The 21828-nt window shown below is 39.8% G+C and carries 24 protein-coding genes; 20 read left to right on the top strand and 4 right to left on the bottom strand.

Features of this window, described 5'->3' with window-relative positions:
• Nucleotides 1–259 precede the first annotated feature (259 nt).
• Entirely contained in the window at nt 260–526 is a 267-nt protein-coding gene (locus tag EO112_RS02735) for a type II toxin-antitoxin system RelE/ParE family toxin (RefSeq protein WP_127162815.1), read from the bottom strand.
• Nucleotides 511–732, bottom strand: a complete 222-nt coding sequence (relB, locus tag EO112_RS02730) for a type II toxin-antitoxin system RelB family antitoxin (RefSeq protein WP_127162813.1) — start codon at nt 730–732, stop codon at nt 511–513. The genes EO112_RS02735 and relB overlap by 16 nt, the downstream gene beginning before the upstream one ends.
• Nucleotides 733–966: 234 nt before the next feature.
• Here relB and EO112_RS02725 point away from each other — a divergent pair, with 234 nt between their 5' ends.
• Together EO112_RS02725 and EO112_RS08425 are read left to right on the top strand one after the other, a co-directional pair.
• On the top strand, nt 967–1350 hold the full coding sequence (locus EO112_RS02725) for a thioesterase family protein (RefSeq protein WP_127162811.1): 384 nt from the start codon (nt 967–969) through the stop codon (nt 1348–1350).
• A gap of 273 nt (nt 1351–1623) precedes the next feature.
• Entirely contained in the window at nt 1624–1722 is a 99-nt protein-coding gene (locus EO112_RS08425) for a putative holin-like toxin (protein ID WP_370106508.1), read from the top strand.
• A gap of 148 nt (nt 1723–1870) precedes the next feature.
• Here the strand turns inward: EO112_RS08425 and EO112_RS02720 are convergent, their stop codons facing one another.
• Nucleotides 1871–2467 carry an ECF transporter S component gene (locus tag EO112_RS02720; RefSeq protein ID WP_127162809.1) on the bottom strand — a complete coding sequence of 199 codons (597 nt, stop codon included), beginning with the start codon at nt 2465–2467 and terminating at the stop codon, nt 1871–1873.
• Nucleotides 2468–2476: 9 nt separating this feature from the next.
• Nucleotides 2477–3319, bottom strand: coding sequence for a pyridoxamine kinase (locus EO112_RS02715; RefSeq protein WP_127162806.1), 843 nt, complete (start codon nt 3317–3319; stop codon nt 2477–2479).
• A gap of 172 nt (nt 3320–3491) precedes the next feature.
• Between EO112_RS02715 and EO112_RS02710 the strand changes: the two genes are divergently transcribed.
• The 18 genes from EO112_RS02710 to EO112_RS02625 all read left to right on the top strand — a co-directional run bounded on the left by EO112_RS02710 (nt 3492) and on the right by EO112_RS02625 (nt 21705).
• Nucleotides 3492–5048, top strand: a complete 1557-nt coding sequence (locus EO112_RS02710; protein ID WP_127162804.1) for an ABC-F family ATP-binding cassette domain-containing protein — start codon at nt 3492–3494, stop codon at nt 5046–5048.
• A gap of 9 nt (nt 5049–5057) precedes the next feature.
• Complete coding sequence (gene folE, locus EO112_RS02705) at nt 5058–5624, top strand: GTP cyclohydrolase I (protein ID WP_127162802.1); 567 nt, start codon at nt 5058–5060, stop codon at nt 5622–5624.
• Nucleotides 5617–6450, top strand: a complete 834-nt coding sequence (gene folP, locus EO112_RS02700) for a dihydropteroate synthase (protein WP_127162800.1) — start codon at nt 5617–5619, stop codon at nt 6448–6450. The genes folE and folP overlap by 8 nt, the downstream gene beginning before the upstream one ends.
• Complete coding sequence (gene folB, locus EO112_RS02695; protein WP_009353117.1) at nt 6450–6812, top strand: dihydroneopterin aldolase; 363 nt, start codon at nt 6450–6452, stop codon at nt 6810–6812. Before folP ends, folB begins: the two co-directional genes overlap by 1 nt.
• Nucleotides 6812–7291: a 2-amino-4-hydroxy-6-hydroxymethyldihydropteridine diphosphokinase gene (gene folK / locus EO112_RS02690; protein ID WP_127162798.1), complete on the top strand. Its 480-nt coding sequence runs from the start codon at nt 6812–6814 to the stop codon at nt 7289–7291. The genes folB and folK overlap by 1 nt, the downstream gene beginning before the upstream one ends.
• Before the next feature lie 101 nt (nt 7292–7392).
• Nucleotides 7393–8337, top strand: a complete 945-nt coding sequence (locus tag EO112_RS02685; RefSeq protein ID WP_127162796.1) for a phosphodiester glycosidase family protein — start codon at nt 7393–7395, stop codon at nt 8335–8337.
• A gap of 8 nt (nt 8338–8345) precedes the next feature.
• Nucleotides 8346–9248 carry a hypothetical protein gene (locus tag EO112_RS02680; protein ID WP_127162793.1) on the top strand — a complete coding sequence of 301 codons (903 nt, stop codon included), beginning with the start codon at nt 8346–8348 and terminating at the stop codon, nt 9246–9248.
• 119 nt (nt 9249–9367) lie between these two features.
• A complete protein-coding gene (locus EO112_RS02675; RefSeq protein ID WP_009353121.1) occupies nt 9368–9688 on the top strand; it encodes a hypothetical protein in 321 nt (106 codons plus the stop codon).
• A 256-nt stretch (nt 9689–9944) separates the two neighbouring features.
• Nucleotides 9945–11351: a pyruvate carboxylase subunit B gene (locus tag EO112_RS02670; RefSeq protein WP_009353080.1), complete on the top strand. Its 1407-nt coding sequence runs from the start codon at nt 9945–9947 to the stop codon at nt 11349–11351.
• Nucleotides 11352–11514: 163 nt separating this feature from the next.
• Complete coding sequence (locus EO112_RS02665; RefSeq protein ID WP_009353118.1) at nt 11515–11814, top strand: septum formation initiator family protein; 300 nt, start codon at nt 11515–11517, stop codon at nt 11812–11814.
• 98 nt (nt 11815–11912) lie between these two features.
• Complete coding sequence (locus tag EO112_RS02660) at nt 11913–12821, top strand: phosphatase (RefSeq protein ID WP_127162791.1); 909 nt, start codon at nt 11913–11915, stop codon at nt 12819–12821.
• Nucleotides 12808–14103: a tRNA lysidine(34) synthetase TilS gene (tilS, locus tag EO112_RS02655; RefSeq protein ID WP_127162789.1), complete on the top strand. Its 1296-nt coding sequence runs from the start codon at nt 12808–12810 to the stop codon at nt 14101–14103. The genes EO112_RS02660 and tilS overlap by 14 nt, the downstream gene beginning before the upstream one ends.
• A 22-nt stretch (nt 14104–14125) precedes the next feature.
• Entirely contained in the window at nt 14126–14662 is a 537-nt protein-coding gene (gene hpt / locus EO112_RS02650; RefSeq protein ID WP_009353069.1) for a hypoxanthine phosphoribosyltransferase, read from the top strand.
• A 75-nt stretch (nt 14663–14737) separates the two neighbouring features.
• Nucleotides 14738–16645 (top strand): ATP-dependent zinc metalloprotease FtsH, encoded by a 1908-nt coding sequence (ftsH, locus tag EO112_RS02645; RefSeq protein ID WP_126940725.1) that lies wholly within the window; start codon nt 14738–14740, stop codon nt 16643–16645.
• Between the two features lie 214 nt (nt 16646–16859).
• Complete coding sequence (locus EO112_RS02640; protein WP_062401377.1) at nt 16860–17843, top strand: biotin--[acetyl-CoA-carboxylase] ligase; 984 nt, start codon at nt 16860–16862, stop codon at nt 17841–17843.
• Nucleotide 17844: 1 nt separating this feature from the next.
• On the top strand, nt 17845–18612 hold the full coding sequence (locus tag EO112_RS02635; RefSeq protein ID WP_127162787.1) for a type III pantothenate kinase: 768 nt from the start codon (nt 17845–17847) through the stop codon (nt 18610–18612).
• Complete coding sequence (gene dusB / locus EO112_RS02630) at nt 18596–19606, top strand: tRNA dihydrouridine synthase DusB (RefSeq protein WP_062401379.1); 1011 nt, start codon at nt 18596–18598, stop codon at nt 19604–19606. Before EO112_RS02635 ends, dusB begins: the two co-directional genes overlap by 17 nt.
• Nucleotides 19607–19872: 266 nt before the next feature.
• Nucleotides 19873–21705, top strand: a complete 1833-nt coding sequence (locus EO112_RS02625; RefSeq protein ID WP_127162785.1) for a carbon starvation protein A — start codon at nt 19873–19875, stop codon at nt 21703–21705.
• Nucleotides 21706–21828 lie beyond the last annotated feature (123 nt).

Raw genomic sequence — 21828 nt, 5'->3', positions numbered from 1 at the left:
ATATCCCAGAACGTTACAAAGGTGGTCCAACCTCCTCCGTATATGTAATGCAAGATGAAATTTCTGCATTAAAAGCAGAAAATGCTAGAAAAGATGCAGAAAATGCAGAAATGAAAGCACAAATTAAAATGCTTATGCAACGCATGGGTATGGCATAAAACTAAATAACAATAGTTAAAACTGAATAACAATAGTTAAAAGTTAACTATGCATACCAAAAAGTGGGTACCAACGTCGAAAGACGTGGTACCCACTTTGCTTATGTGTAAATTTTATTTCTATGATCGAAATCAACGGCTATGATAACTAATGTGTCATCTTTAATTTCTACTATTAATCGATAATTAAGTATACGATATCTCCAAAAGCCTTTAAGATTTCCTTTTAAAGGCTTCCCATGTATACGAGGATCCTCTGTACCACAAAGATTTCTTTTAATATATGAGTATAATAATTTTTGAGTAGAAGAATCCATTTTTTTAATTTTCTTATGTAACTTAACTGGAATAACTACTTGATATCCCATTCTTTAGTAGCCTCCTCAAATGTTAGGAACTCCATAGAATCTTTTTCTTGTAAATATTCATTGACGATAGAAATATCGTATTCATCTTCAATTCGCTCTAATAACATAGTTTTGATATATTGAGAGAGGTTTTCTCCTTTGCTTTCAATATATTGACGAACAATTTTATCTTCTGCTTCATTAAAACGTACAGATATAACAGCCACGATAATCACCTCACTTCTATGTTTACATTGTAAACATAGAGAGGGAAAAAGTCAAGAAATTTGAGTTTGAAAGTAATACATGATTAAAATTTATACATGTATGTAGTTAAGAAGAAAATATTATGAGTTAGTGTAAAATATTTTAGGGAAATAAAATAGAAAAAATCCCTCAAAAGTGCTAGAATGAAATCAAATGATAGTTTGGATTACTGTTAATATTAGAAAGGAGTTTCTATGGCAATCGAGATTGGACAAGTTGGTATGGCTACGGTGGTAGTGGAAGCTAATAATACAGCGGAGTATATGGGGAGTGGTACGTTACCTGTATTTGCCACACCTGCGATGGTGGCATTGATGGAGAAAGCAGCCTATACAGGAATTCAAGGTGATTTAGGAGCTGATGAAGGGTCCGTTGGGATTCGCATGGAAACAAGTCATGAAGCGGCTAGCCCATTAGGAGCAACTATAACGGCAATGGCAACGGTAGTAGCAGTGGACGGTAGAAAAGTAACCTTTGAGGTAGTAGCTAAAGAAGGTGAAAAAGTTATCGGCCGTGGTACACATGAACGTTTTATTATTAATAATGAGAAGTTCATGGCCAAGATCGTCACTGGTTAAGTTATGTAGCCTGTGGCGTTTGTAACTAAATTATATAAAGGGAAGAGCAGTGCATATTCCTTCGCAAACGGTATTTCATAATGTTTGCTCAGGAACACGCACTGCTCTTCATATATTAGTGCTATTTAGATAGTAAAGAACGCCACAAGGCTACTACACATAAGGGCGTTCCTCATGAGATTTACTTTTAAAAATATAAACAATTTGCACAAAATATGCTATACTTATAAACAAGAGAGTCAGTAACGTGTGTTGGGCTCGTCTCTTCCTATAATGGGAGGAGGTGATACTATGACACCATTTGAATATTTATCTTTATTGATACAATTTCTTATGCTTGTTATAGCATTTTTAACTTACTTAAACATGTAAGTGAAAAGCCTAACGAATGAGGTCTAGCCACCTCAACACGTTAGGCAATTTCATTTCATAGCATTTTGAGATGAGCCTAACGCCTTCGACACGTTACTGGCTCTCTTTTGTTGTGTCTAGTATACCATACTTTCAATGGTATGACAAATTATTTACGAGGGATACGGCGTAGGATCGGGATTAATAGCAAGGCTACTAAGATGCCGATGCCGCTAGTTAGGAAGGATGCAGGGAGTCTTGTGACGGCAGCGATGTAGCTATCCAGTACAACCCACCATGCTATGAAGTACCCTGCAGCTGTCCAAATAGCACCTACTAGCATAGCTAATAAGATGCGAGGGGTAGATATGGAACGAGCAGGAATGGAAGGTCTCCAACCTACTGTTAATAGACCTACAATCACGCCCGCTAGTCCTTTGATTACGATGGAGAATAAGGTGTATTGGGAATGGCCCATGATGAGGTCAAAAATGCCAGACCCGATGGCGCCAGCGAGCCCTGCATAGAATCCGCCGAATACGGATGCTATGGAGAATAGGGCAGCGGAACCAAGATGTACCATGGCACCTGTTGGTAAAGGTACTTTAATAGTCGTAAACACGATGCATAAGGCAGATAATAATCCGATATAGATAATATCTTTTGTTGTGGATCTTGAGCTAGTAGATATAGCCGGTTGTGTATGCTGAGATGTTGCTGTGTTAGTAGCTTGAGTCATATCATTGTTTGTTTTGTTAGTGTTCATGAAACCTCCTTATTGTGGGTCTGGAATAAAAATTAAACGATCTAATAATAATTCAAGCGCTAAGCCGTCACGAAGAGAACCGATTGTTTTGTGGGTGAATTTGACTGCCTCTGTAGTAAATTGACCGGCAATGCGAGATGCCTCTTCTGGTGTATAGCCACGTAATACGAGGGCTGTTAAAATAGCTGTGAAAGTATCTCCTGTGCCGTGGGCTTTTACCTGCACTAATGGATTGGATACCCAAGTGATAGTATCTGTACTACCCCGATAGACGGCGATGAGGGCGGAATCCTCAGATGGTAAGCTAGATAAGACCACATATTCTGGGCCTTGCGCATGTAAGCGGCGACACATATCATAGATAACCTCTTCCGATTGTGGTATTGGGTCATAGGGCATGTCTAAGAGGAAACAAGCCTCTGTGTAGTTCGGTTTGATGATGAAAGCTTTGGTGATGAGTTTACGCATTTCTTTCACCATTTCCTCGTTGTAGATGGAATAGAGTTTGCCGTCATCTGCCATAGCGGGATCTACGACAACTAATTTATCTTTGCCGAATCGTTCGATGGCATCTTCAACAAGACGAATTTGCTCAGGTGATGCGAGGAAACCACTTTGGATGGCGTCGAAAGTGATATTATTTTTATTCCAACAGTTGTAGAAACTTTCAAGGTGATCCGTAATGTCCACCATTTCAAAATTAGGATATTCTAAATGATTGCAAAGTACCGCTGTTGGTAATGGGATAGGTTGGCACCGTAAAGCGCTCACTAAAGGTATGAATACAGTTAGTGAACAACGGCCTACAGAGCTCATATCTTGTATAGATAAGATAGTAGGTACATGATTCATGGGATATACTCCTTTTTGTTAGTATTAGAATACTATTAGTATACACTTTCACAGTGTCATGCGTAAATACACAGAAAATATAAAAATAACAGGACAGATGTTTAAAAACTAGAAATTATTGTCATGTTAACGTATAATAAAAGGATACATAACGTTAGTTTGGAGAATGAATATGAGTGTTTTAACTGTAACCAATGTAACCCATGGATTTGGGGCAAGACAAATACTAGATGATGCCTCCTTCCGTTTGCTGAAAGGCGAACACGTAGGCCTGATCGGCGCCAACGGAGAAGGAAAGTCAACATTTTTAAATATCATAACAGGCCACTTGATGCCTGATGAAGGAAAAGTGGAATGGTCCAATCAAGTGACGGTGGGCTATTTGGATCAACACAGTGTATTAGAGAAAGGGATGACCATTCGTGATGTATTACGAGGGGCTTTCGATTCTCTATACGGTATTGAACAACAACTGCAAGATGCCTATTTAGAGATGGGCGATTGCTCTGAGAACAGAATGAATGAGCTTATGGAGCTCACTGGAGAGTGGCAAGAGATGCTAGAGCAGCGTGGATTCTATGAAATCGATGCTACCATTGAACGAACTGCGCAGGGTTTGGGCTTGATGGATATCGGTCTAGACCGTGATGTGATGGATCTCAGTGGTGGTCAACGGACGAAGGTGTTGCTCACAAAGTTGTTGTTAGAACAACCTACTATACTGTTGTTGGACGAACCGACAAACTATTTAGACGTGGACCATATTAAATGGTTGCAAAACTATTTACAAAATTATGAAAATGCCTTTATCTTAATCTCTCATGATGTGGAGTTTTTAAATTCTGTGGTGAATGTGATTTACCATATTGAACAAGCTCAGCTAACACGATACACAGGAGACTATTACCAATTCCTAGCTGCCTACGAAGTAAAAAAACAACAAGCCTTACGTGCCTATGAGCGACAACAGCAAGAAGTGGCAGATATGAAGGATTTCATTCAGCGAAATAAAGCCCGTGTAGCGACTCGTGGTATGGCAAACTCGAGAGCAAAGCGGTTAGAAAAAATGGAAATCTTGGAGAAACCACAAGAAAAGATAAAACCATCTTTTGGATTTAAAGAGGGACGCACCCCAAGCCGTTTTATTGTGGATGCGAAGGATCTTGTCTTGGGCTATGATGAGCCCTTGACACGACCAGTTGAAGTAGTCATTGAGCGAGGGAAAAAAATTGCCATCCAAGGTGTGAATGGGTTAGGTAAAACAACCTTATTAAAAACCTTATTAGGTATGATTCCAGCTCTATCTGGCAAGATAGAAAAAGGTGAGTTCTTACAAATTGGATATTTCGCTCAAGAAGACAGTCGAGATAATTCTAAAACGGCTTTAGACTATATTTGGGATGCCTATCCGTCCTTGACTAATTCTGAGGTGCGTGCGGCTTTGGCTCGTTGTGGACTTACCAATGAGCATATTACCAGTCAAATGCGCGTCTTATCTGGAGGGGAAAATGCAAAAGTTCGCCTATGTAAATTGATGCAAGAGTCCTATAATGTGCTTGTCTTGGACGAACCGACGAACCATTTGGATGTGGATGCAAAAGCAGAATTGGCGCGGGCATTACAAGCTTTTAAAGGAACCATTGTCCTAGTTTGTCATGAGCCTGAGTTTTACGAATCTTGGGTAACGGATATTTGGACTATCGAAGATTGGACCACGAAAATTATTTAGGAGATGACTATGAAAGAACAAGCTATAATGGGTGTGCGCCAATTATTAGAAGGTCTTGATATCAACTTAGAGACAAAGGGCATGACAGATACGCCCAAACGTGTAGCTACGCTGTTTGAAGGCTTGTTTTCTGGGTGTCATAGCACTGGAAAAGAGGCGTTAGGTGATGTATATCCTACGGAGCATACAGGCCTTGTATCAGTGAATCACATCCCCTTTTATTCGATTTGCGAACATCATTTAATGCCTTTCTATGGCAAAGTACATATTGTGTATCAACCACGAGATGGTAAAGTATTTGGGTTGGGCCGATTGAAAGCATTAGTGGATGTCTATGCCAAGCGTCCACAATTACAGGAACGATTGACCCATGACATTGCCACATCTTTAGTGGAAGATGGCGATGCATTGGGTGCCATGGTAATGGTAGAAGCCACCCATTTATGCATGCTTATGAAAGGTGAAGTGGCACAGGAAACTGTAGCCAAAACAATAGTGGCTACAGGTATATTAGAACCCATGGGGACATTACGCGAGGAAGCATTGGTGTTATTAGGAGGTAACGATCATGTTTAAGTACCGCAAGTACAACTGGCAAGATGATAAACAATTAGAGCTAAAAGACCGTACATTAATTATGGGGATTTTGAATGGAACTCCAGACTCTTTTTCTGATGGAGGTCGTTACAATACTTCTGACACAGCCGTAGCCCATGCAAAACTAATGATAGAACAAGGGGCAGATATTCTTGATGTAGGCGTAGAATCTACGCGTCCTGGGCATACACAAATCTCTGTAGCAGAAGAATTAGAGCGTATGAAAGAAGTACTGTTGCCAGTTCTAGAATGCTCTACTGTACCTGTATCTGTGGATACATACCGAGCAGAAACAGCTGATTTTGCCTTATCGCAGGGGGCTCATATATTGAATGATATATGGGGCTTAAAATATGATAAGGACATGGCAGCGGTAGCGGCAAAATATGATGTGCCAGTCATTATTATGCATAACCAAAATAGTACTGATTACGATGACATTATCGATGATATGAAGGCATTTTTCTTCTCCTCGGTGGATCTAGCTTTGAAAGAAGGAGTAAAACCGCAAAATATTTGGCTTGATCCAGGCATTGGTTTTGGCAAAGATTATGCTCAAAATGTGGAAGTGATCCAACGGTTAGGAGAAATTACAGTGTATGAATATCCTGTCTTATTAGCGCCTAGCCGTAAGCGTTTCATCGGAACCATACTAAATGATATTCCCGTGGATCAACGAGATGAAGGAACGGTAGCTACTTGTATTACAGGGATGATTCAAGGTGTAGATATGGTGCGAGTTCATAATGTGGAAATGCATAAGAGGGCAATTACCGTAGCAGATGTACTATTACGAGGTGAGTAATGGACAGAATTAATTTGAGAAACATGGCATTCTATGGGTATCATGGTAATCTACCAAGCGAAAATGAATTAGGTCAACGATTCTTTGTGGATATTTCTATTGGTGTAGATTTGACGAAACCTGGACAATCTGACAGTATTGAAGATTCTATTAACTATGCAGATGTATACGAACGGACAAAAGCGATTGTAGAAGGACCGTCACAACGACTGATTGAACGGGTGGGTACACTCATTGCAGATGATTTATGGAATACCTATCAAGGGATTGTAGGGCTTTCAGTGACAGTGCGCAAGCCAGAAGCGCCGATCCCAGGTGTGCTAGATTATGTAGAAGTAGTGATTACACGAGGGCAATTATAATGTATACCTATTATATTGGTATCGGTTCTAATCTAGGTGACCGAGAAGGATATTTAGCATTTGCGGTGAATCAACTAGTAGGTATACAAGGTGTAACTGGCGTAGAGCATTCGAACTGGATAGAAACGCCACCATGGGGGCCAGTGGAACAAGGACTTTTTTTAAATGGGATTCTGAAAGTAAAGTCCACCTTAGAACCTCTGACCATGCTAGAAACTATATGGCATATTGAGCGTTTAGCGGGTAGACAGAGAGAGATCCATTGGGGACCTAGAACATTAGATTTAGATATTGTGTGGATAGAAACTGAAGCAGGTCAAGTTGTGTGCGTGGAAGAAGCTAATTTAGTGGTACCTCATCCCTATTTTTGGGAACGCCAATTTGTGTTGGAACCGTTGCGAGAGGTGTATCCTCACTTTTCCTATGAAGGAGTATCTATTTCTGATCGAATAGAAGAGTTACGAGTATTGGAGTCTTAACAGACATTACACATAGCCTATTGTATTTACTTAGGCCTGTTGGTATTGCGACAACAGTATATCTGCAGTATAGGATAGGAATAGATAAAGGAGCATATTATATGGGTTCTTTTTTTAGAAAAGGATGGGTAAAATTTATCCTTCTCATGTTTATATTTACAGCTATTACATCACCTATCGTGGTGTTGTTTGGCCCTTTTGATAACATTAAACGCACCGTAGTAGGCGCTATTTTACGGTCTCGACATCCACATTATATTACGTGGCTCTATACGCCTGAAGAAATACAAAAAATTGTGGGTACAGTTGGGACTGGTGAAAATCAAGAATTATTTAAGTTTGATGTAAAAGAAGATACTACATTGAATTTGCGTAAAATTGAGTCTAATCGGTATACGGGATATTTACTAGAAATTCCAGATCCACGAAGAGTTCAGGTAGCTACAGCACCTCATCTTAATGAAAAAGGCGAGACTACTAGTAATATTGCTCGTTTAAATGGGGCAGTAGCGGCTATTAATGGGGGTGGATTTCATGACCCTAATGGGACAGGAACAGGGCGTTCTCCGTATGGATTTATCTTGCATGATGGAGAGTATGTATTAGGTAAAGATGTAGGACCTGATGAAGAGGTAGATTTCATTGGTTTTACGAAATCTGGTAACTTAATTGCGGGTACTTACAACAAGCGTGAATTGAAAGAGATGGGAGCCAAAGAAGGTTTAACTTTCGGGCCACCGCTTATCGTAAATGGTAAGAAGATGATTACTGATGGTGATGGTGGCTGGGGCATTGGGCCTAGAACAGCCATTGCTCAAAAGAAAGATGGGACGGTCCTATTCTTAGTCATTGATGGACGTCAAGCCTACTCTGCTGGAGCTACTTTGCGTGATGTGCAAGATATTTTATACCAAGAAGGGGCTGTGATTGCAGCTAATTTGGATGGTGGTTCTAGCACCACGTTGTTCTATAATGGTAAAACTGTGAACAAGCCTGCAGATTTGTTAGGTGAACGCATGATTCCTACTGTATTTATCGTGAAATAGGAGAGTCTATGAATACCTTTGGAAAAGTAACAACAGCCTTTTTGCTAGGCTTAGTTTTGCAAGGTGGTGTCTACCTGTATTTAGACCAAGTATACTTAGCGCCTACTACAAATTTTCAGGTGATCAATGGCGAGGAAGTAGATAAAAACTTTCCAGATGTGAAAGAGGGAACTCGCTATTACTCTCATGACCATAAATATATGGCTGTAGTGGAACAAAATCGTGTGGATATATACACGGCTGGTAAAGAAGCACCTGTTACATTGGATTTAAAAGAACGGGAAGTATCTTATTTTGAATGGATGTCAGATCGTAATTTAGCCATTGTTGGTTTATTTGGCGGCCGTCATAATGATGTGATGTTAGCTCGTATTGACCCAGAAGCACCAGAACATGAAATTGATACAACTATTAATTCTGTTCCTAATGGATCGCGTATTACAGATGTGGCATACTCTGCGGCAACGAATGTAGTCTATATGAAGGTCCGTGTCGGAGACGGTGCATATCGTGTATATCGCACAGATGCAAACTATGATACGCGTCGTGTCTATATGCAAGCTTCTGATATTGGGCGTATCGGCATGTTCTACAATGAAGATCGATTCTTCTATGATAATGTACGTACTGGAGATGTATTTATGTTCAATGGTACAGAAGGTGGCTGGCGTGCCATCAACCCTCCAGGGAAATTCCGTTTAATTGGTGTTACCCAAGGACAAATGATCTATATTGTTAAAGTTGATGATAAAAATCGTGCCTTAGAGGCCTATGAAGGTAAACTAGGGGTAGGGTTTAATAAAGTTTATACCTATGATAACCCAACAGAATTATCAGAAATTACTGTAGATTCTATTTTAAAGGATAAAGAGTCTGCTAAAGATAGCGGTTCTTCTGAGAAAAAGCAATAAAGAGTTATACGATACATGTAACTTTCAGTAATAAAATTCACTGTCTTTCATAAAAAGCTATAACAATTAGTCATAATAGAAACAAAATTGTGGGACATATGGAAAGAAGGAACTAAAAAATGGCGAAATTTAAAATCCAAAAAGGATTAAGTGATGCGGACATGATGAAAGGGTTTGTGGAAACAGAAACCTTTGAGACTGCTATATTGAAAGATAATGCCAGTACAGGTAACAAACTAGGGGCCAAAGTAAAGTCACATAAAACGGAAGATGATTTTTATCAAGAGTTTTTAACAGAGCGGATAAAAACAGAAATTGGCAAGTTGTTGCTAGCGATAAAAATGGATTATTTTAAAGAGGATGTAAAAGACTTTTCTATTCAGGTAAAACGAAATGGTCAACATATTGTGTTAGAAACAGCGCCTAAAAAAGTGAAATAGATATACATCAGTTGACAATGAATATCGAAACAAAAGTGGTGAAATTCCTCTAAAATAGTGGCTATACATGTAACTACATCGATAAAATTCATATGATTAAAAAGCATGTATTTAGGTTGACAAAGATGGCGTTTAGTAGTCTAATATAGTTATGTACATTATACATGAGATAACTGTTACTCATGTATTTAATAATTCCCTCTCTATCAGGTGGTAGAGTCTTGATAGAAAAGGGTCAATGTGAAGGAGAAGGATTATGAGTGCAAAAAGAGTAAGATTAGTAGAAACAGTTCTTCGTGATGGTCATCAATCTATCTTGGCTACACGTATGCGTATGAGCCATATGCTTCCAGCATTACAACAATTGGATGAAATTGGTTATGATGCTTTGGAATGCTGGGGTGGTGCAACATTCGATAGCTGTATCCGTTTCTTGGATGAAAACCCATGGGAACGTCTTCGTACATTAAAAGCAAACTTAAAAAACACACCATTGCAAATGTTACTTCGTGGCCAAAACTTATTGGGTTACAAACATTATGCTGATGATGTAGTAGAAGCATTCGTTCGCAAAGCAAAAGAAAATGGTATGGACCGCATCCGTATTTTCGACGCATTGAACGATCCTCGCAACATGCGTGCTGCTATCGAAGCTGGTAACAAAGCAGGCGTTCATGTACAAGGTACTATGGTTTATACAATCAGCCCTGTACACACTAACGAAAGCTTCGTAAAAGTAGCTAAAGAATTGAAAGAAATGGGTATTGATTCCCTTTGCATCAAAGATATGTCCGGCTTATTAGCTCCATACGATGCAGAATCCCTAGTAAAAGACTTACGCAAAGAATTTGGCGAAAAATTTGATATCGACTTACACAGCCATTTCACTTGCGGTTTAGCATCTGCTACATACTTAAAAGCAGTAGAAGCTGGCGTTGATATCATCGACACTGCATTGAGCCCATTCGGCCATGCAACTAGCCAACCTGCTACTGAATCTATCGTTGAAATCTTCAAAAACACTCCATACGATACTGGTTTAGATCTTGCTAAAATGCGTGAATTAGCTACATACTTCCGTGGCGTTCGTAAAGAAATCGCTGATGAATTCGGCTTGACTCCAGCTCATGAAGTATTGCCAGAAGTTCGTCATTACCAAATTCCTGGTGGTATGTTGTCCAATACTCAAAATCAATTGAAAGAAATGGGTATGGCTGACAAATTCTTCGACGTAATGGATGAAATGCCTCGCGTTCGTGAAGATCTTGGTTTCCCTCCATTGGTAACTCCAACATCTCAAATCGTTGGTACAATGGCTATGATGAACGTGTTGTTCCAATCCCAAGGATTGCCTCGTTACAACACTACACCAGCTGAAGTAAAAGACCTAGTTCGTGGTAAATACGGTCAACTTCCAGCAGCTGTAAAACCAGAAATCAAAGAATTAATCATTGGCGACGAAACTCCTATCACTCATCGTCCAGCTGATGACGTAGCTCCAGAAATGGAAAAAATGCGTGCTGATCTTGAAGCTAAAGGCTTCACTGGCGTAACAGAAGAAGACGTATTAACATACGCAATGTTCCCAGAAGTAGCTCTTCAATACTTCGAAAAACATGCAACACCTGTAACTCAAAAAGTATTGAACTACAAAGGTGAATAGTTAATCCTTACATTCACATATAAAAAGCGACCCCCTAGTGGGGTCGCTTTTTATTGTATATCATGGAGACATCGTAGTAGTTGCACTCTTTTATAGGAAGTGTACACGGAAATGCCTACATATGCTATAATACAATTATAGATACAATACAGGAGTGATAGGTATGGCAAATGTAAATGGAAAACCGAAAGGATCGGCAAAGAGAAAAGTAAATAGAAAATTAGACAAAGTTCGCTTAGCCTTGTTTATCTTGTTTGCCATAGTAGTAGTGCAGCAAGTATATACAATCTATAGTTTACATCAAGAAAAACATCAACTTGAACAGCAGTTGCAAGAATTAAAGAAAGAAAATGAAAATTTATCAGAACAAAAGAAGTTATTAGAAGATGATAAACATATCGAAGGTGTAGCACGGGAAGAACTGGGCTTAGTGAAGCCAGGGGAAGTTCCCTATGTTCGATAAGGGAAAGTGATACAAGAGTATCACTTTTTTTGTGTGTACCATGGATAGACTATAGATATGATTATAAATAACTAAGGATAGAAAGTTGAGCGATAGAAATGGAACAATGTATAGTAGAACAAGGTAGTCGGATTGGAATTGTGGACTTAGGTTCTAATTCGTTTCGGGTATTGTTGGGGACCTATGATGGTTCGCAGTGGCAGAATGAACCTAAGCAATTATGGACCACACAATTAGGTAAACGTCATAGTAATGGACTATTAACAGAGGAAGCTATGGAGCGTGGTGTTCAGGCTCTCAAAGAAATAGAAGAGGTACTCACTGACTATGGGGCTACTATCTGCATTGGTCTTGCTACGAGTGCCATTCGAGAATCAGGAAATGGCAAGGACTTCTTAGAGAAAGCCAAGCAAGTGTGTCCTATGGAGTACCGTGTACTAAGTGGTGAAGAAGAGGCTACCTATGGATTTATAGGGGCCACGGTTTATGAAAATCCAGACTTTCACTATGCTACTATTGATGTAGGGGGAGGAAGTACGGAAATTGCCTTGGGTGATGCGAACCATGTGTACTTTACAAAATCCTATCCTGCTGGTGCTGTGCGTATGCAAGATATATCTAGGGAGGGACCCCAACGTGTATGGGAAGAAACTGTGCGCATGTGGGATGAATTACCCATTGAAGGGACCTTTGGCGAGTTTATTGGTATTGGTGGCACCGCAACATCCTTGGCGGCGATAGATTTGCAAATGGAACGTTACGATCCTAGACGAATACAGGGGCATCGTATGGACCGCGGTGCTATTGAAGCTATGATATTACAGCTTCGGTATATGAGTCGTGAAGAACGGTTGGAAGTAAAAGGTTTGCAACCAGGGCGTGTAGATATTATTGTGCCAGGGGCCGAGATCATTACATCTCTTATGGATATCTATCAAATTGGGTCGATTGTGGTCAGTGAAGCTGATGGATTAGAAGGGTGGCAAGCGCAATATGGTGCAAAATAAATCCTATTATTCTTGGGCGCCTTTGGTGACTAGTTTGTTAGATGCCTATGAAAGTCAAGGAGATTTGCACACCAGTATAGAAGTGGAAAAGGCCAATGAAACACGCAAATATGTGGAGATGGTTGTGCCCTTGCTGACGATGGAAGAATTGGCTGAGCAAGTAGATAACAGTCGCACCGTGTTGAATAGATACTATGGAGAAAATTGTATTGATCAGTATCATACGTATCGACACCGTATGTATCAATCTACTATCCCTATGAATCGTAGTCGAGAGAAAGCCTTATATGGAGATATGTGGGCTACTGTATTGCGGTTTCGGCAGGCAGTGACTGCAGCGATGGGGGACTCAATAACAAAAGATACGCCTCTATTGTTAGCCTGTTCTGGTGGGGTAGATTCTATAGCCTTATTACATTATTTTTATATAGAGGGATTCACGAATGTAGGCGTATTTACTATGGACCATGGACTTAGAGTAGAGGCTTTAGAAGAAGTGGAGTTAGTAGAATGGTATGCCTTACAATTTGGTATGCCCTGCTATACAGTGCATGAACATGTTGGTGATAAGGCCAAAGAGGAAGGTATATCCTTTGAGATGATGGGACGTCAATTGAGGTATACTCATCTACAAGATATTGCAGAAGATAAGGGATATGAATATATTGTGACGGCCCATCATTTAGATGACCAAGGGGAAACAATCTTAGCTCACTTGTTACGTGGAACTGGACTAGAGGGTTTACAAGGAATGAAAACTATCACAGGAAATCTGTGGAGACCTTGTATATCTTTATCTAAACAGGTATTACAAGACTATGCTAAGTGGTTGCAGTGTTTTCATGGAGAAGATGCGTCTAACCAAGATACGACCTATGATAGGAATTGGATTCGACAAGTCCTGATACCTACCTGTACGAAAAGGTATCCACAAACAGTAAATGCCTTGTATCGATTAGGTGCATTGGCGCAATGTGATACCTCCTATTTTGAGCAAGAGGTGACACGGTTAGAATCGGACTATGTCAGTCATGATGAAACTGGCATAGTGTTGGATAAACGAGGGCTGATGGGTGAGCATGATGCCTTAGTGAGCCGACTATGGAAACGAGTATTAAGCCTTTATGTGAAACCAGAACAATTGAATCAGGCAGTTATAGATGGTTTATGTTCTTTAGTCAAAGGTCCAAAGGGAAAAGAATTTCGTTTCCGTCAGGTGCAAGTTTTGACGTCATATGATACAATTAAGGTTGTTCTATGTAGTGACATAGAAAAGAAATAGAGCTAACTAATAAGGAGTTACTATGATACCAGAAGTGAAAGAATTATTGCTTTCGGAAGAACAAATTCAAAAACGAGTGGCGGAATTAGGTCGTCAAATTACAGAAGATTATAAAGGTAAAGAAATTGTCCTTGTAGGTGTATTAAAAGGGGCCATTGTATTCTTTACAGATTTAGCACGTCATATTGAAGGCGATGTAAAAATGGATTTTATTTCCTGCTCTAGTTACGGTAGTAGTACTGTAAGTAGTGGCGTAGTTCGTATTTTAAAGGATTTAGATCGTCCTGTAGAAGGGAAACATGTGATTGTAGTAGAAGATATTGTGGATACTGGTACAACCTTGTCCTATTTACTAGAAAACTTGCAATCCCGCAAAGCGGCTAGTGTTCGTCTTTGTTCCTTGTTGAATAAACCAGATCGTCGTAAAGTAGATGTTTATGTAGACTATGAAGGCTTTGTCATCCCAGATGAGTTTGTCATTGGTTATGGTTTAGATTACGATGAAAAATATCGTCAATTGCCGTATATTGGCATTTTAAAAGAAGAAGTCTATCAATAATCGTTGATATATTCGACAAAATTTGATATGATAAATAAGTATCAATTTAGATTATAGATGAGAAAGGAGAAAAATTTGAAGCGAGGCTTAAAAAACGTACTCCTCTATTTGTTGATAATTGTCGCAGCAGTGGCAGCGATTAACTCTTTTTCTGAAGGTACAAAAAATAAATCAGAAATTACATATACATCGTTCCTACAAGAGGTGCAACGAAAAAATGTAGAGAGTGTCACAATTACAGGGGATCATTCTATTACAGGTAAATTAAAATCTGGTACAGAATTTGCTACCTATGCACCAAGTGATGCAGGTATTTTTGCAAAACTGTCTGAAGGTGGTGTTGATGTAACGGCGCAACCACCTGAGCAACCAGCTTGGTGGGTTAGCTTATTAACATCTGCCTTACCAATTGTATTGATTATTGGATTCTGGTTCTTTATGATGCAGTCTACACAAGGTGGATCTGGTCGCGTCATGAACTTTGGCAAATCTCGTGCTAAAATGCAGGGAGAAGGTAAAGTTAATGTGACCTTTAAAGATGTGGCTGGTGCAGATGAAGCTAAGCAAGAATTGGAAGAAGTCGTTGAATTCTTACGTAATCCTGGTAAATTTAATGCGATCGGCGCTAAAATTCCTAAAGGGGTCTTATTGTTTGGCCCTCCAGGCACAGGTAAAACCTTGTTAGCACGTGCTGTAGCAGGGGAAGCAGGAGTTCCATTCTTTACCATTAGTGGATCTGACTTTGTAGAAATGTTCGTTGGTGTGGGTGCTTCTCGTGTGCGGGACTTATTCAGTCAAGCTAAGAAAAATGCACCATGCATTATTTTCATCGATGAAATTGATGCAGTAGGTCGTCAACGTGGTGCAGGTCTTGGTGGCGGTCATGATGAACGCGAGCAAACCTTGAACCAATTGTTGGTAGAAATGGATGGTTTCGGTGCCAATGAAGGTATTATTACCATTGCGGCTACAAATCGCCCAGATATTTTAGACCCAGCTTTATTACGTCCAGGTCGTTTTGACCGCCAAGTGACAGTGGGTCGTCCAGATCTTCGTGGTCGTGAGGCAATTTTACAAGTTCATGCTCGTAATAAACCGTTGGATCCAGATGTGGATTTAAAAACGATTGCGAAAAAAGTACCTGGTTTTACTGGTGCTGATTTGAGCAATTTATTAAATGAAGCAGCGTTGTTAGCAGCTCGTCAAGATCGCAAATCCATTTCCATGCATGACTTAGAAGAGGCTAGTGAGAAAGTAAGCTATGGTCCTGAGCGCAGAAGTCATGTGGTAAGTGAAAAAGAGCGTGAATTGACAGCCTACCATGAATCTGGACATGCCATTGTAGCTCATTTATGGCCCAATGCAGATCCAGTTCATAAGGTAACAATCATTCCTCGTGGTAGCGCAGGTGGTTACACTATGATGCTTCCACAAGAAGAGAAAAACTATATGACACGTTCCCAATTGCTAGCACAGATTCGCGTGGCTTTGGGTGGACGTTGTGCAGAGGCGATTGTACTGAAAGAAATCAGTAGTGGTGCTTCTGGAGACTTACAAATGGTGACGAACATTGCTCGCGAAATGATTACTCGTTTGGGTATGAGTGATGAGCTAGGACCATTGGTATTTGGTGAACATCAAGAACAAGTCTTCTTAGGTAAAAGCTTAGGCTCTGAACGTAATTATGGTGAAGCAGTAGCTGAAAAAATTGACAATGAAATGCATCGCATTGTAGCAGAAGCATACGGTGATGTAATGAACTTGTTAACAGAAAATATTGATTTCTTACATAATATGGCGAAAGCTTTATTAGAAGAAGAAACAATTGATGCTAAGCAAGTGGAAAACTTGTATCGCTATGGTACTTTACTAAGTCCAGAAGAAGTACAAGCAAAAGCAGAAGAGGAAGAGAATAGTAAGAAAACTCCTCTAGAAGTGGCAGGTATCGTGATGCCAGATAAAATTGATGTATCAAAAGAATAATCTAAGATGCTAATAGGAAGGTATCTTCCCCTAGGGGAAGGTACCTTTTGTGCATATTAGATTTAATCAAGGTGTATTATGAGATCCCTTTTTGTAGGTGTACCAAATTGGCATAGCTATGGATGAGGAATTACTTAGAAAAGACTTGCTTTTTATGTAGGACCTCTGTACAATCGTATTGTAAACCTCGATAAAGGTAAGGAGGCGACAAGCCGTGAGAGATGAAATACTAGACTTTTTAAAAGAAAACAGAGATCAATTTGTATCTGGACAAGCGATGTCAGAGGCTTGCCAGGTGTCACGTACAGCGATTTGGAAGCATATAGAAGTACTACGTAAACGAGGCTATGTGATAGAATCTTTTACAAAAAAAGGGTATCGGTTGCTAGAAGAGCCGAATCTGATTAGTCCTGAAGAGATGGAAGGGGTATTACAAACAAAATCCTTTGGCCGTTATTATGTATATGAAGAACGGTTAGATTCCACAAATAGTATCGCAAAGGCCTTGGCTATGGATGGAGTTCCAGAAGGTACAGTGGTATGTGCAGAAGAACAATCTTCCGGTCGTGGTCGCTTATCTAGAGGTTGGTATTCTCCCTATGGAAAAGGGCTTTGGTTTAGTTTAATTCTAAGACCCAAGTTCTTACCTATGGAAGCGTCAAAATGTACCTTAATGGCAGGAGTTGCCTTAGTGAAAGCATTCCGTACCTTGGGGCTTTCAGAGGCGGGCATCAAATGGCCGAATGATATATTGGTAGGGTCTCGTAAAATGGTGGGTATTCTAACAGAAATGAATGGCACTATGGAAGAGATTAACTATATTGTCTTAGGGATTGGTATCAATACGCATACGACGATAGAAGAAGTTAGCGAGGATCTGAAAGATAAAGTCATGTCTTTTGCTATAGCTGGGATAGAGATAGATCGCAAAGAGGCCTTCGCTGTAATTTTAAAAGCCTTAGAGGATCAGTATGAAAAGGTGTGTCAAGAAGGCTTTGACTCTACTTTGGAAGAATGGAAAGAGTATAGTGTAACTTTATATAAAGAAGTACTGGTAAAAGCGCCAGATAAAGATTATATAGGGTATGCTAAAGATTTAGATAGAGATGGAAATCTGATCGTTCAATTAGAGGATGGACGTGAGGAACGTATCATAGCAGGAGATGTGTCTATACGCTCCACTGGAGGAGGATATTAAGATGTTATTAGTTGTAGACGTAGGGAATACGAATATCGTATTAGGCGTATATGAGGGAAAAGAAATTATGGCTCATTGGCGCATTTCTACAGATCGTGGGAGAACCACTGATGAATATGGCATGTTATTGAGCAATTTATTTCTTCACGATCCAAAGGTGAATAAAGAAGATGTGGAAGCTGTTATTATTTCTTCTGTAGTACCTCCTTTAAACCCTACGTTAGAGCGCGTGTGTTTGCGCTATTTTCATAAAAAACCATTATTTGTAGGTCCTGGTATTAAAACAGGTATTTCTATTAAATACGAAAACCCTCGTGAACTGGGAGCCGATTTAATTGTAGATGCGGTAGCTGCTTATGAAAAGTATGGTAGAAACTTAATTATCATTGACTTTGGTACTGCTACGACGTATTCTGCTGTATTAGACGGTGGTATATACTTAGGTGGGGCTATATCTCCTGGTATTGGCATCTCTGCAGAAGCCCTGTTTGGTCGCACTGCTAAGTTACCAAGAATTGAAATTAAAAATCCTGGTCCTGTCATTGGTCGCAACACAGTTGGTGCTATGCAGGCAGGCGTATTATTTGGATATGTTGGACAAGTGGAAGGCATTGTGGCTCGTATGAAACGAGAAATGCCAGAGGATACAAAAGTGGTGGCTACTGGAGGCTTAGCGCCTCTCATTAGTGCTGAAACTGATGTGATTGACCACATTGATCCAATGATGACATTAGAAGGATTACGACTTATTTATGAAAGAAATCAATAATACATCCTGGCACATAGGACATGTCATAATTCCTGGCCGTATTGGGTTAGCGCCCATGGCTGGATTTAGCGATGTGTCCTATCGCTTATTAGCAAAAGAAATGGGAGCCTCTTTCGTGTGTACGGAAATGGTGAGTGCCATGGGGATTAAATACAATAATGAACATACAAAAGAATTGCTCTATATGGAAGCGGTAGAACAGCCTGTTTCTATGCAAATTTTTGGGTCAGATCCAGAAGCCATAGCCATTGGAGCAAAAGTAGTAGAGGCAGCGGGAGCGCCTATAGTAGATATTAATATGGGCTGCCCTGTGAAAAAGGTAGTATCCTCTGGAGATGGCTCTGCGTTAATGAAGACTCCAGAGTTAGCCATGAAGGTGGCGGAGGCAGCTGTGAAAGCAGTACATATTCCAGTGACTGTTAAATTGCGTCTAGGTTGGGATGAGACGTGTATCAATGTAGTAGATATGGCACAACGCATGGAATCTGTAGGAGTCGCTGCAGTAGCTGTGCATGGTCGTACTCGTGAACAGATGTATAGTGGTAAGGCCAATTGGGATTACATTAAAGAGGTGAAGTCTGCTTTGCAGATTCCAGTGATAGGTAATGGTGATGTGAACTCTCCTGAGAGTGCCAAGGCATTACTGGAATACACGGGTTGTGACGCTATGCTCATAGGACGTGCAGCGCAAGGGAATCCGTGGCTATTTCGACAAATTAAAGAATACCTAGAAACAGGTAGCTACAGCCCTAGTCCAACGGGATCAGAGCGAATTACTATGCTCTTACGTCATTATGAGTTGCTATGTCACTATAAAGGTGTGGACTTAGCAACTCGTGAGATTCGAACGCATGCTAGCTTTTATATCAAAGGATTGCCAGAGGCAGCAAGATGGAGAAATGCTCTCAATGTTGCTATGGGACGTGAATCATTTATCAACGTTGTAAATGACTATAAAACATACTTGGAAAGCCGTTCTGGGCATACAATGTAAGGTGTTTTGTGCATTCTGAAAGGACATGAAATCTTATTATATTGAGAATAAAGAAACTTCATAAGCCTAGAATGTATTGTAAATACGGAGTTTCTTTAAGACTAAATCAGTACCATTATGAGAAATAGTAAATTGACATGAATGATATTTGTAACTATAATTAAATCAGAAATACCAATTTACTTTTTTGCATAGATCATAGGGTGATGTCATGCAATGAATGGGTATATATAGCGTGACTCATCCAACATTTAGGGGGTGTATGTATGGTCATGAATGGTATTTATTTAGTTATTGCCTCAGCGTGTATCTTAATGTTAGGATATCGTTTTTATGGGGCATTCATAGCGGCGAAGGTGTTAACTTTAGACAAGTATCGAATGACGCCGGCTATGGTTCACAATGATGGACACGATTATGTGCCTACGAATAAATGGGTCACATTTGGTCATCATTTTGCAGCAATTGCTGGGGCAGGTCCTTTAGTGGGACCAGTAATTGCAGCACAATTTGGGTACTTGCCAGGTACTCTGTGGATTCTTATCGGCTCCGTATTTGCTGGTGCAGTCCATGATATGGTTATTCTATTTGCGTCTATTCGTTATGATGGTAAATCCATTGCGGATATTACACGTGAAGAGATTAGCAAAATTGCAGGCTTAGGTGCTATGCTAGCGACGTTATTCTTGCTTGTTATTACATTAGCAGGTATGGCAGTAGTAGTAGCCAATGCGCTTCACGGCTCTGCTTGGGCATTTTTCTCAGTGTTTGCAACAATTCCTATTGCAATTTTTATTGGTATTTATCTACAATGGTTGCGTCCGGGAAAAATTCAAGAAGCAACAATCATTGGGGTTGGTCTTATTTTTGCAGCTATTATCTATGGTCCCAATGTAGCGGCTAGTGAATATGCATCTTGGTTTATTTATGATTTGAAAACAATTGAAATTATGTTAGCTGTCTATGGCTTCTTCGCAGCAGCATTACCAGTTTGGTTGTTATTAGCTCCTCGTGATTACCTATCTACCTATTTAAAAATTGGTACTATAGGAGCCTTAGCACTAGGTATTCTTATTGTTATGCCTGAAATCCAAATGCCAGCAGTGACAGAATATATTTGGGGCGGTGGTCCTGTATTGAAAGGTTCTGTATTCCCATATATATTCATTACCATTGCTTGTGGTGCTTTATCTGGGTTCCATACGGTTATCGCAACAGGTACAACACCTAAAATGTTGACTAATGAAAGAGAAGTATTACCTATCGGTTATGGTGGTATGTTAACAGAATCTTTCATTTCTATGATGGCAATGATTGCAGCTACTGCACTTCATCCAGATGATTATTTTGCAATTAACTCTACGGCAGAATCTTTTAAAGCCTTGGGACTTCAAGTGCATGAATTACCAGCGTTATCTGCTCTAGTAGGGGAAGACTTGATGCATCGTCCTGGTGGCGCTGTATCCTTAGCAGTAGGTATGGCACATATCTTCTCTCGCCTACCTAATATGGATCATTTATTGGGCTATTGGTATCACTTCTGTATTATGTTTGAAGCCTTGTTCATCATGACATTGATTGATGCAGGTACTCGTGTAGGTCGTTACTTATTACAAGAATTACTTGGCTTATACTGGCCTAAATTCAATGATCAACATTGGGCTCCTGGTGTATATGGTTGTGCTGCATTGATTTGTATCATGTGGGGATACCTAGTATTACAAGGTAACATTGGTACAATTTGGCCATTATTCGGTGTATCTAACCAATTATTAGGTACAATGACATTGGCAGTAAGTACAACAATCATCATGCGTTTAGGGAAAAAACGGTATGCTTGGGTAACAGGTGTTCCAACTATTCTTATGGCGATTGTAGCAGTCGCTGCTGATATTGAAAACGTATTCTTCAACTATATTCCAGCTGGTAAATGGATTTTAGTGGCCTTCTCTGTAGCTATGTTTATTATGATTCTTGTTGTATTAGTAGAGGCAATTCGTAGTTGGATTCGATTATCTACATTACCACAAGATTTTAGAACACAAGAAGAAGTAGAAGCTGAAAGTTACGCTAAACTAGCAAAACAAGCAGAAGCATAATATACATAATTAGTGTGTTAATGAAATAGACATGGTTCCTTGGGGACTATGTCTATTTTCATATTTTTCTTGCAATTCAGACTAGAATGTTGTACAATAATAAGGCTTATTGATGGTAAGCAT

It is taken from the genome of Veillonella sp. VA141, assembly GCF_003992175.1.
GTDB lineage: Bacteria > Bacillota > Negativicutes > Veillonellales > Veillonellaceae > F0422.
This window is presented reverse-complemented; position numbering and strand designations above follow the sequence as displayed.

Coding starts and splice junctions, on each gene's coding strand:
- EO112_RS02735 (WP_127162815.1), bottom strand. CDS start 526: ATGGGATATCAAGTAGTTATTCCAGTTAAGTTACATAAGAAAATTAAA.
- EO112_RS02725 (WP_127162811.1), top strand. CDS start 967: ATGGCAATCGAGATTGGACAAGTTGGTATGGCTACGGTGGTAGTGGAA.
- EO112_RS08425 (WP_370106508.1), top strand. CDS start 1,624: ATGGGAGGAGGTGATACTATGACACCATTTGAATATTTATCTTTATTG.
- EO112_RS02720 (WP_127162809.1), bottom strand. CDS start 2,467: ATGAACACTAACAAAACAAACAATGATATGACTCAAGCTACTAACACA.
- EO112_RS02715 (WP_127162806.1), bottom strand. CDS start 3,319: ATGAATCATGTACCTACTATCTTATCTATACAAGATATGAGCTCTGTA.
- EO112_RS02710 (WP_127162804.1), top strand. CDS start 3,492: ATGAGTGTTTTAACTGTAACCAATGTAACCCATGGATTTGGGGCAAGA.
- folE (WP_127162802.1), top strand. CDS start 5,058: ATGAAAGAACAAGCTATAATGGGTGTGCGCCAATTATTAGAAGGTCTT.
- folP (WP_127162800.1), top strand. CDS start 5,617: ATGTTTAAGTACCGCAAGTACAACTGGCAAGATGATAAACAATTAGAG.
- folB (WP_009353117.1), top strand. CDS start 6,450: ATGGACAGAATTAATTTGAGAAACATGGCATTCTATGGGTATCATGGT.
- folK (WP_127162798.1), top strand. CDS start 6,812: ATGTATACCTATTATATTGGTATCGGTTCTAATCTAGGTGACCGAGAA.
- EO112_RS02685 (WP_127162796.1), top strand. CDS start 7,393: ATGGGTTCTTTTTTTAGAAAAGGATGGGTAAAATTTATCCTTCTCATG.
- EO112_RS02680 (WP_127162793.1), top strand. CDS start 8,346: ATGAATACCTTTGGAAAAGTAACAACAGCCTTTTTGCTAGGCTTAGTT.
- EO112_RS02675 (WP_009353121.1), top strand. CDS start 9,368: ATGGCGAAATTTAAAATCCAAAAAGGATTAAGTGATGCGGACATGATG.
- EO112_RS02670 (WP_009353080.1), top strand. CDS start 9,945: ATGAGTGCAAAAAGAGTAAGATTAGTAGAAACAGTTCTTCGTGATGGT.
- EO112_RS02665 (WP_009353118.1), top strand. CDS start 11,515: ATGGCAAATGTAAATGGAAAACCGAAAGGATCGGCAAAGAGAAAAGTA.
- EO112_RS02660 (WP_127162791.1), top strand. CDS start 11,913: ATGGAACAATGTATAGTAGAACAAGGTAGTCGGATTGGAATTGTGGAC.
- tilS (WP_127162789.1), top strand. CDS start 12,808: ATGGTGCAAAATAAATCCTATTATTCTTGGGCGCCTTTGGTGACTAGT.
- hpt (WP_009353069.1), top strand. CDS start 14,126: ATGATACCAGAAGTGAAAGAATTATTGCTTTCGGAAGAACAAATTCAA.
- EO112_RS02635 (WP_127162787.1), top strand. CDS start 17,845: ATGTTATTAGTTGTAGACGTAGGGAATACGAATATCGTATTAGGCGTA.
- dusB (WP_062401379.1), top strand. CDS start 18,596: ATGAAAGAAATCAATAATACATCCTGGCACATAGGACATGTCATAATT.
- EO112_RS02625 (WP_127162785.1), top strand. CDS start 19,873: ATGGTCATGAATGGTATTTATTTAGTTATTGCCTCAGCGTGTATCTTA.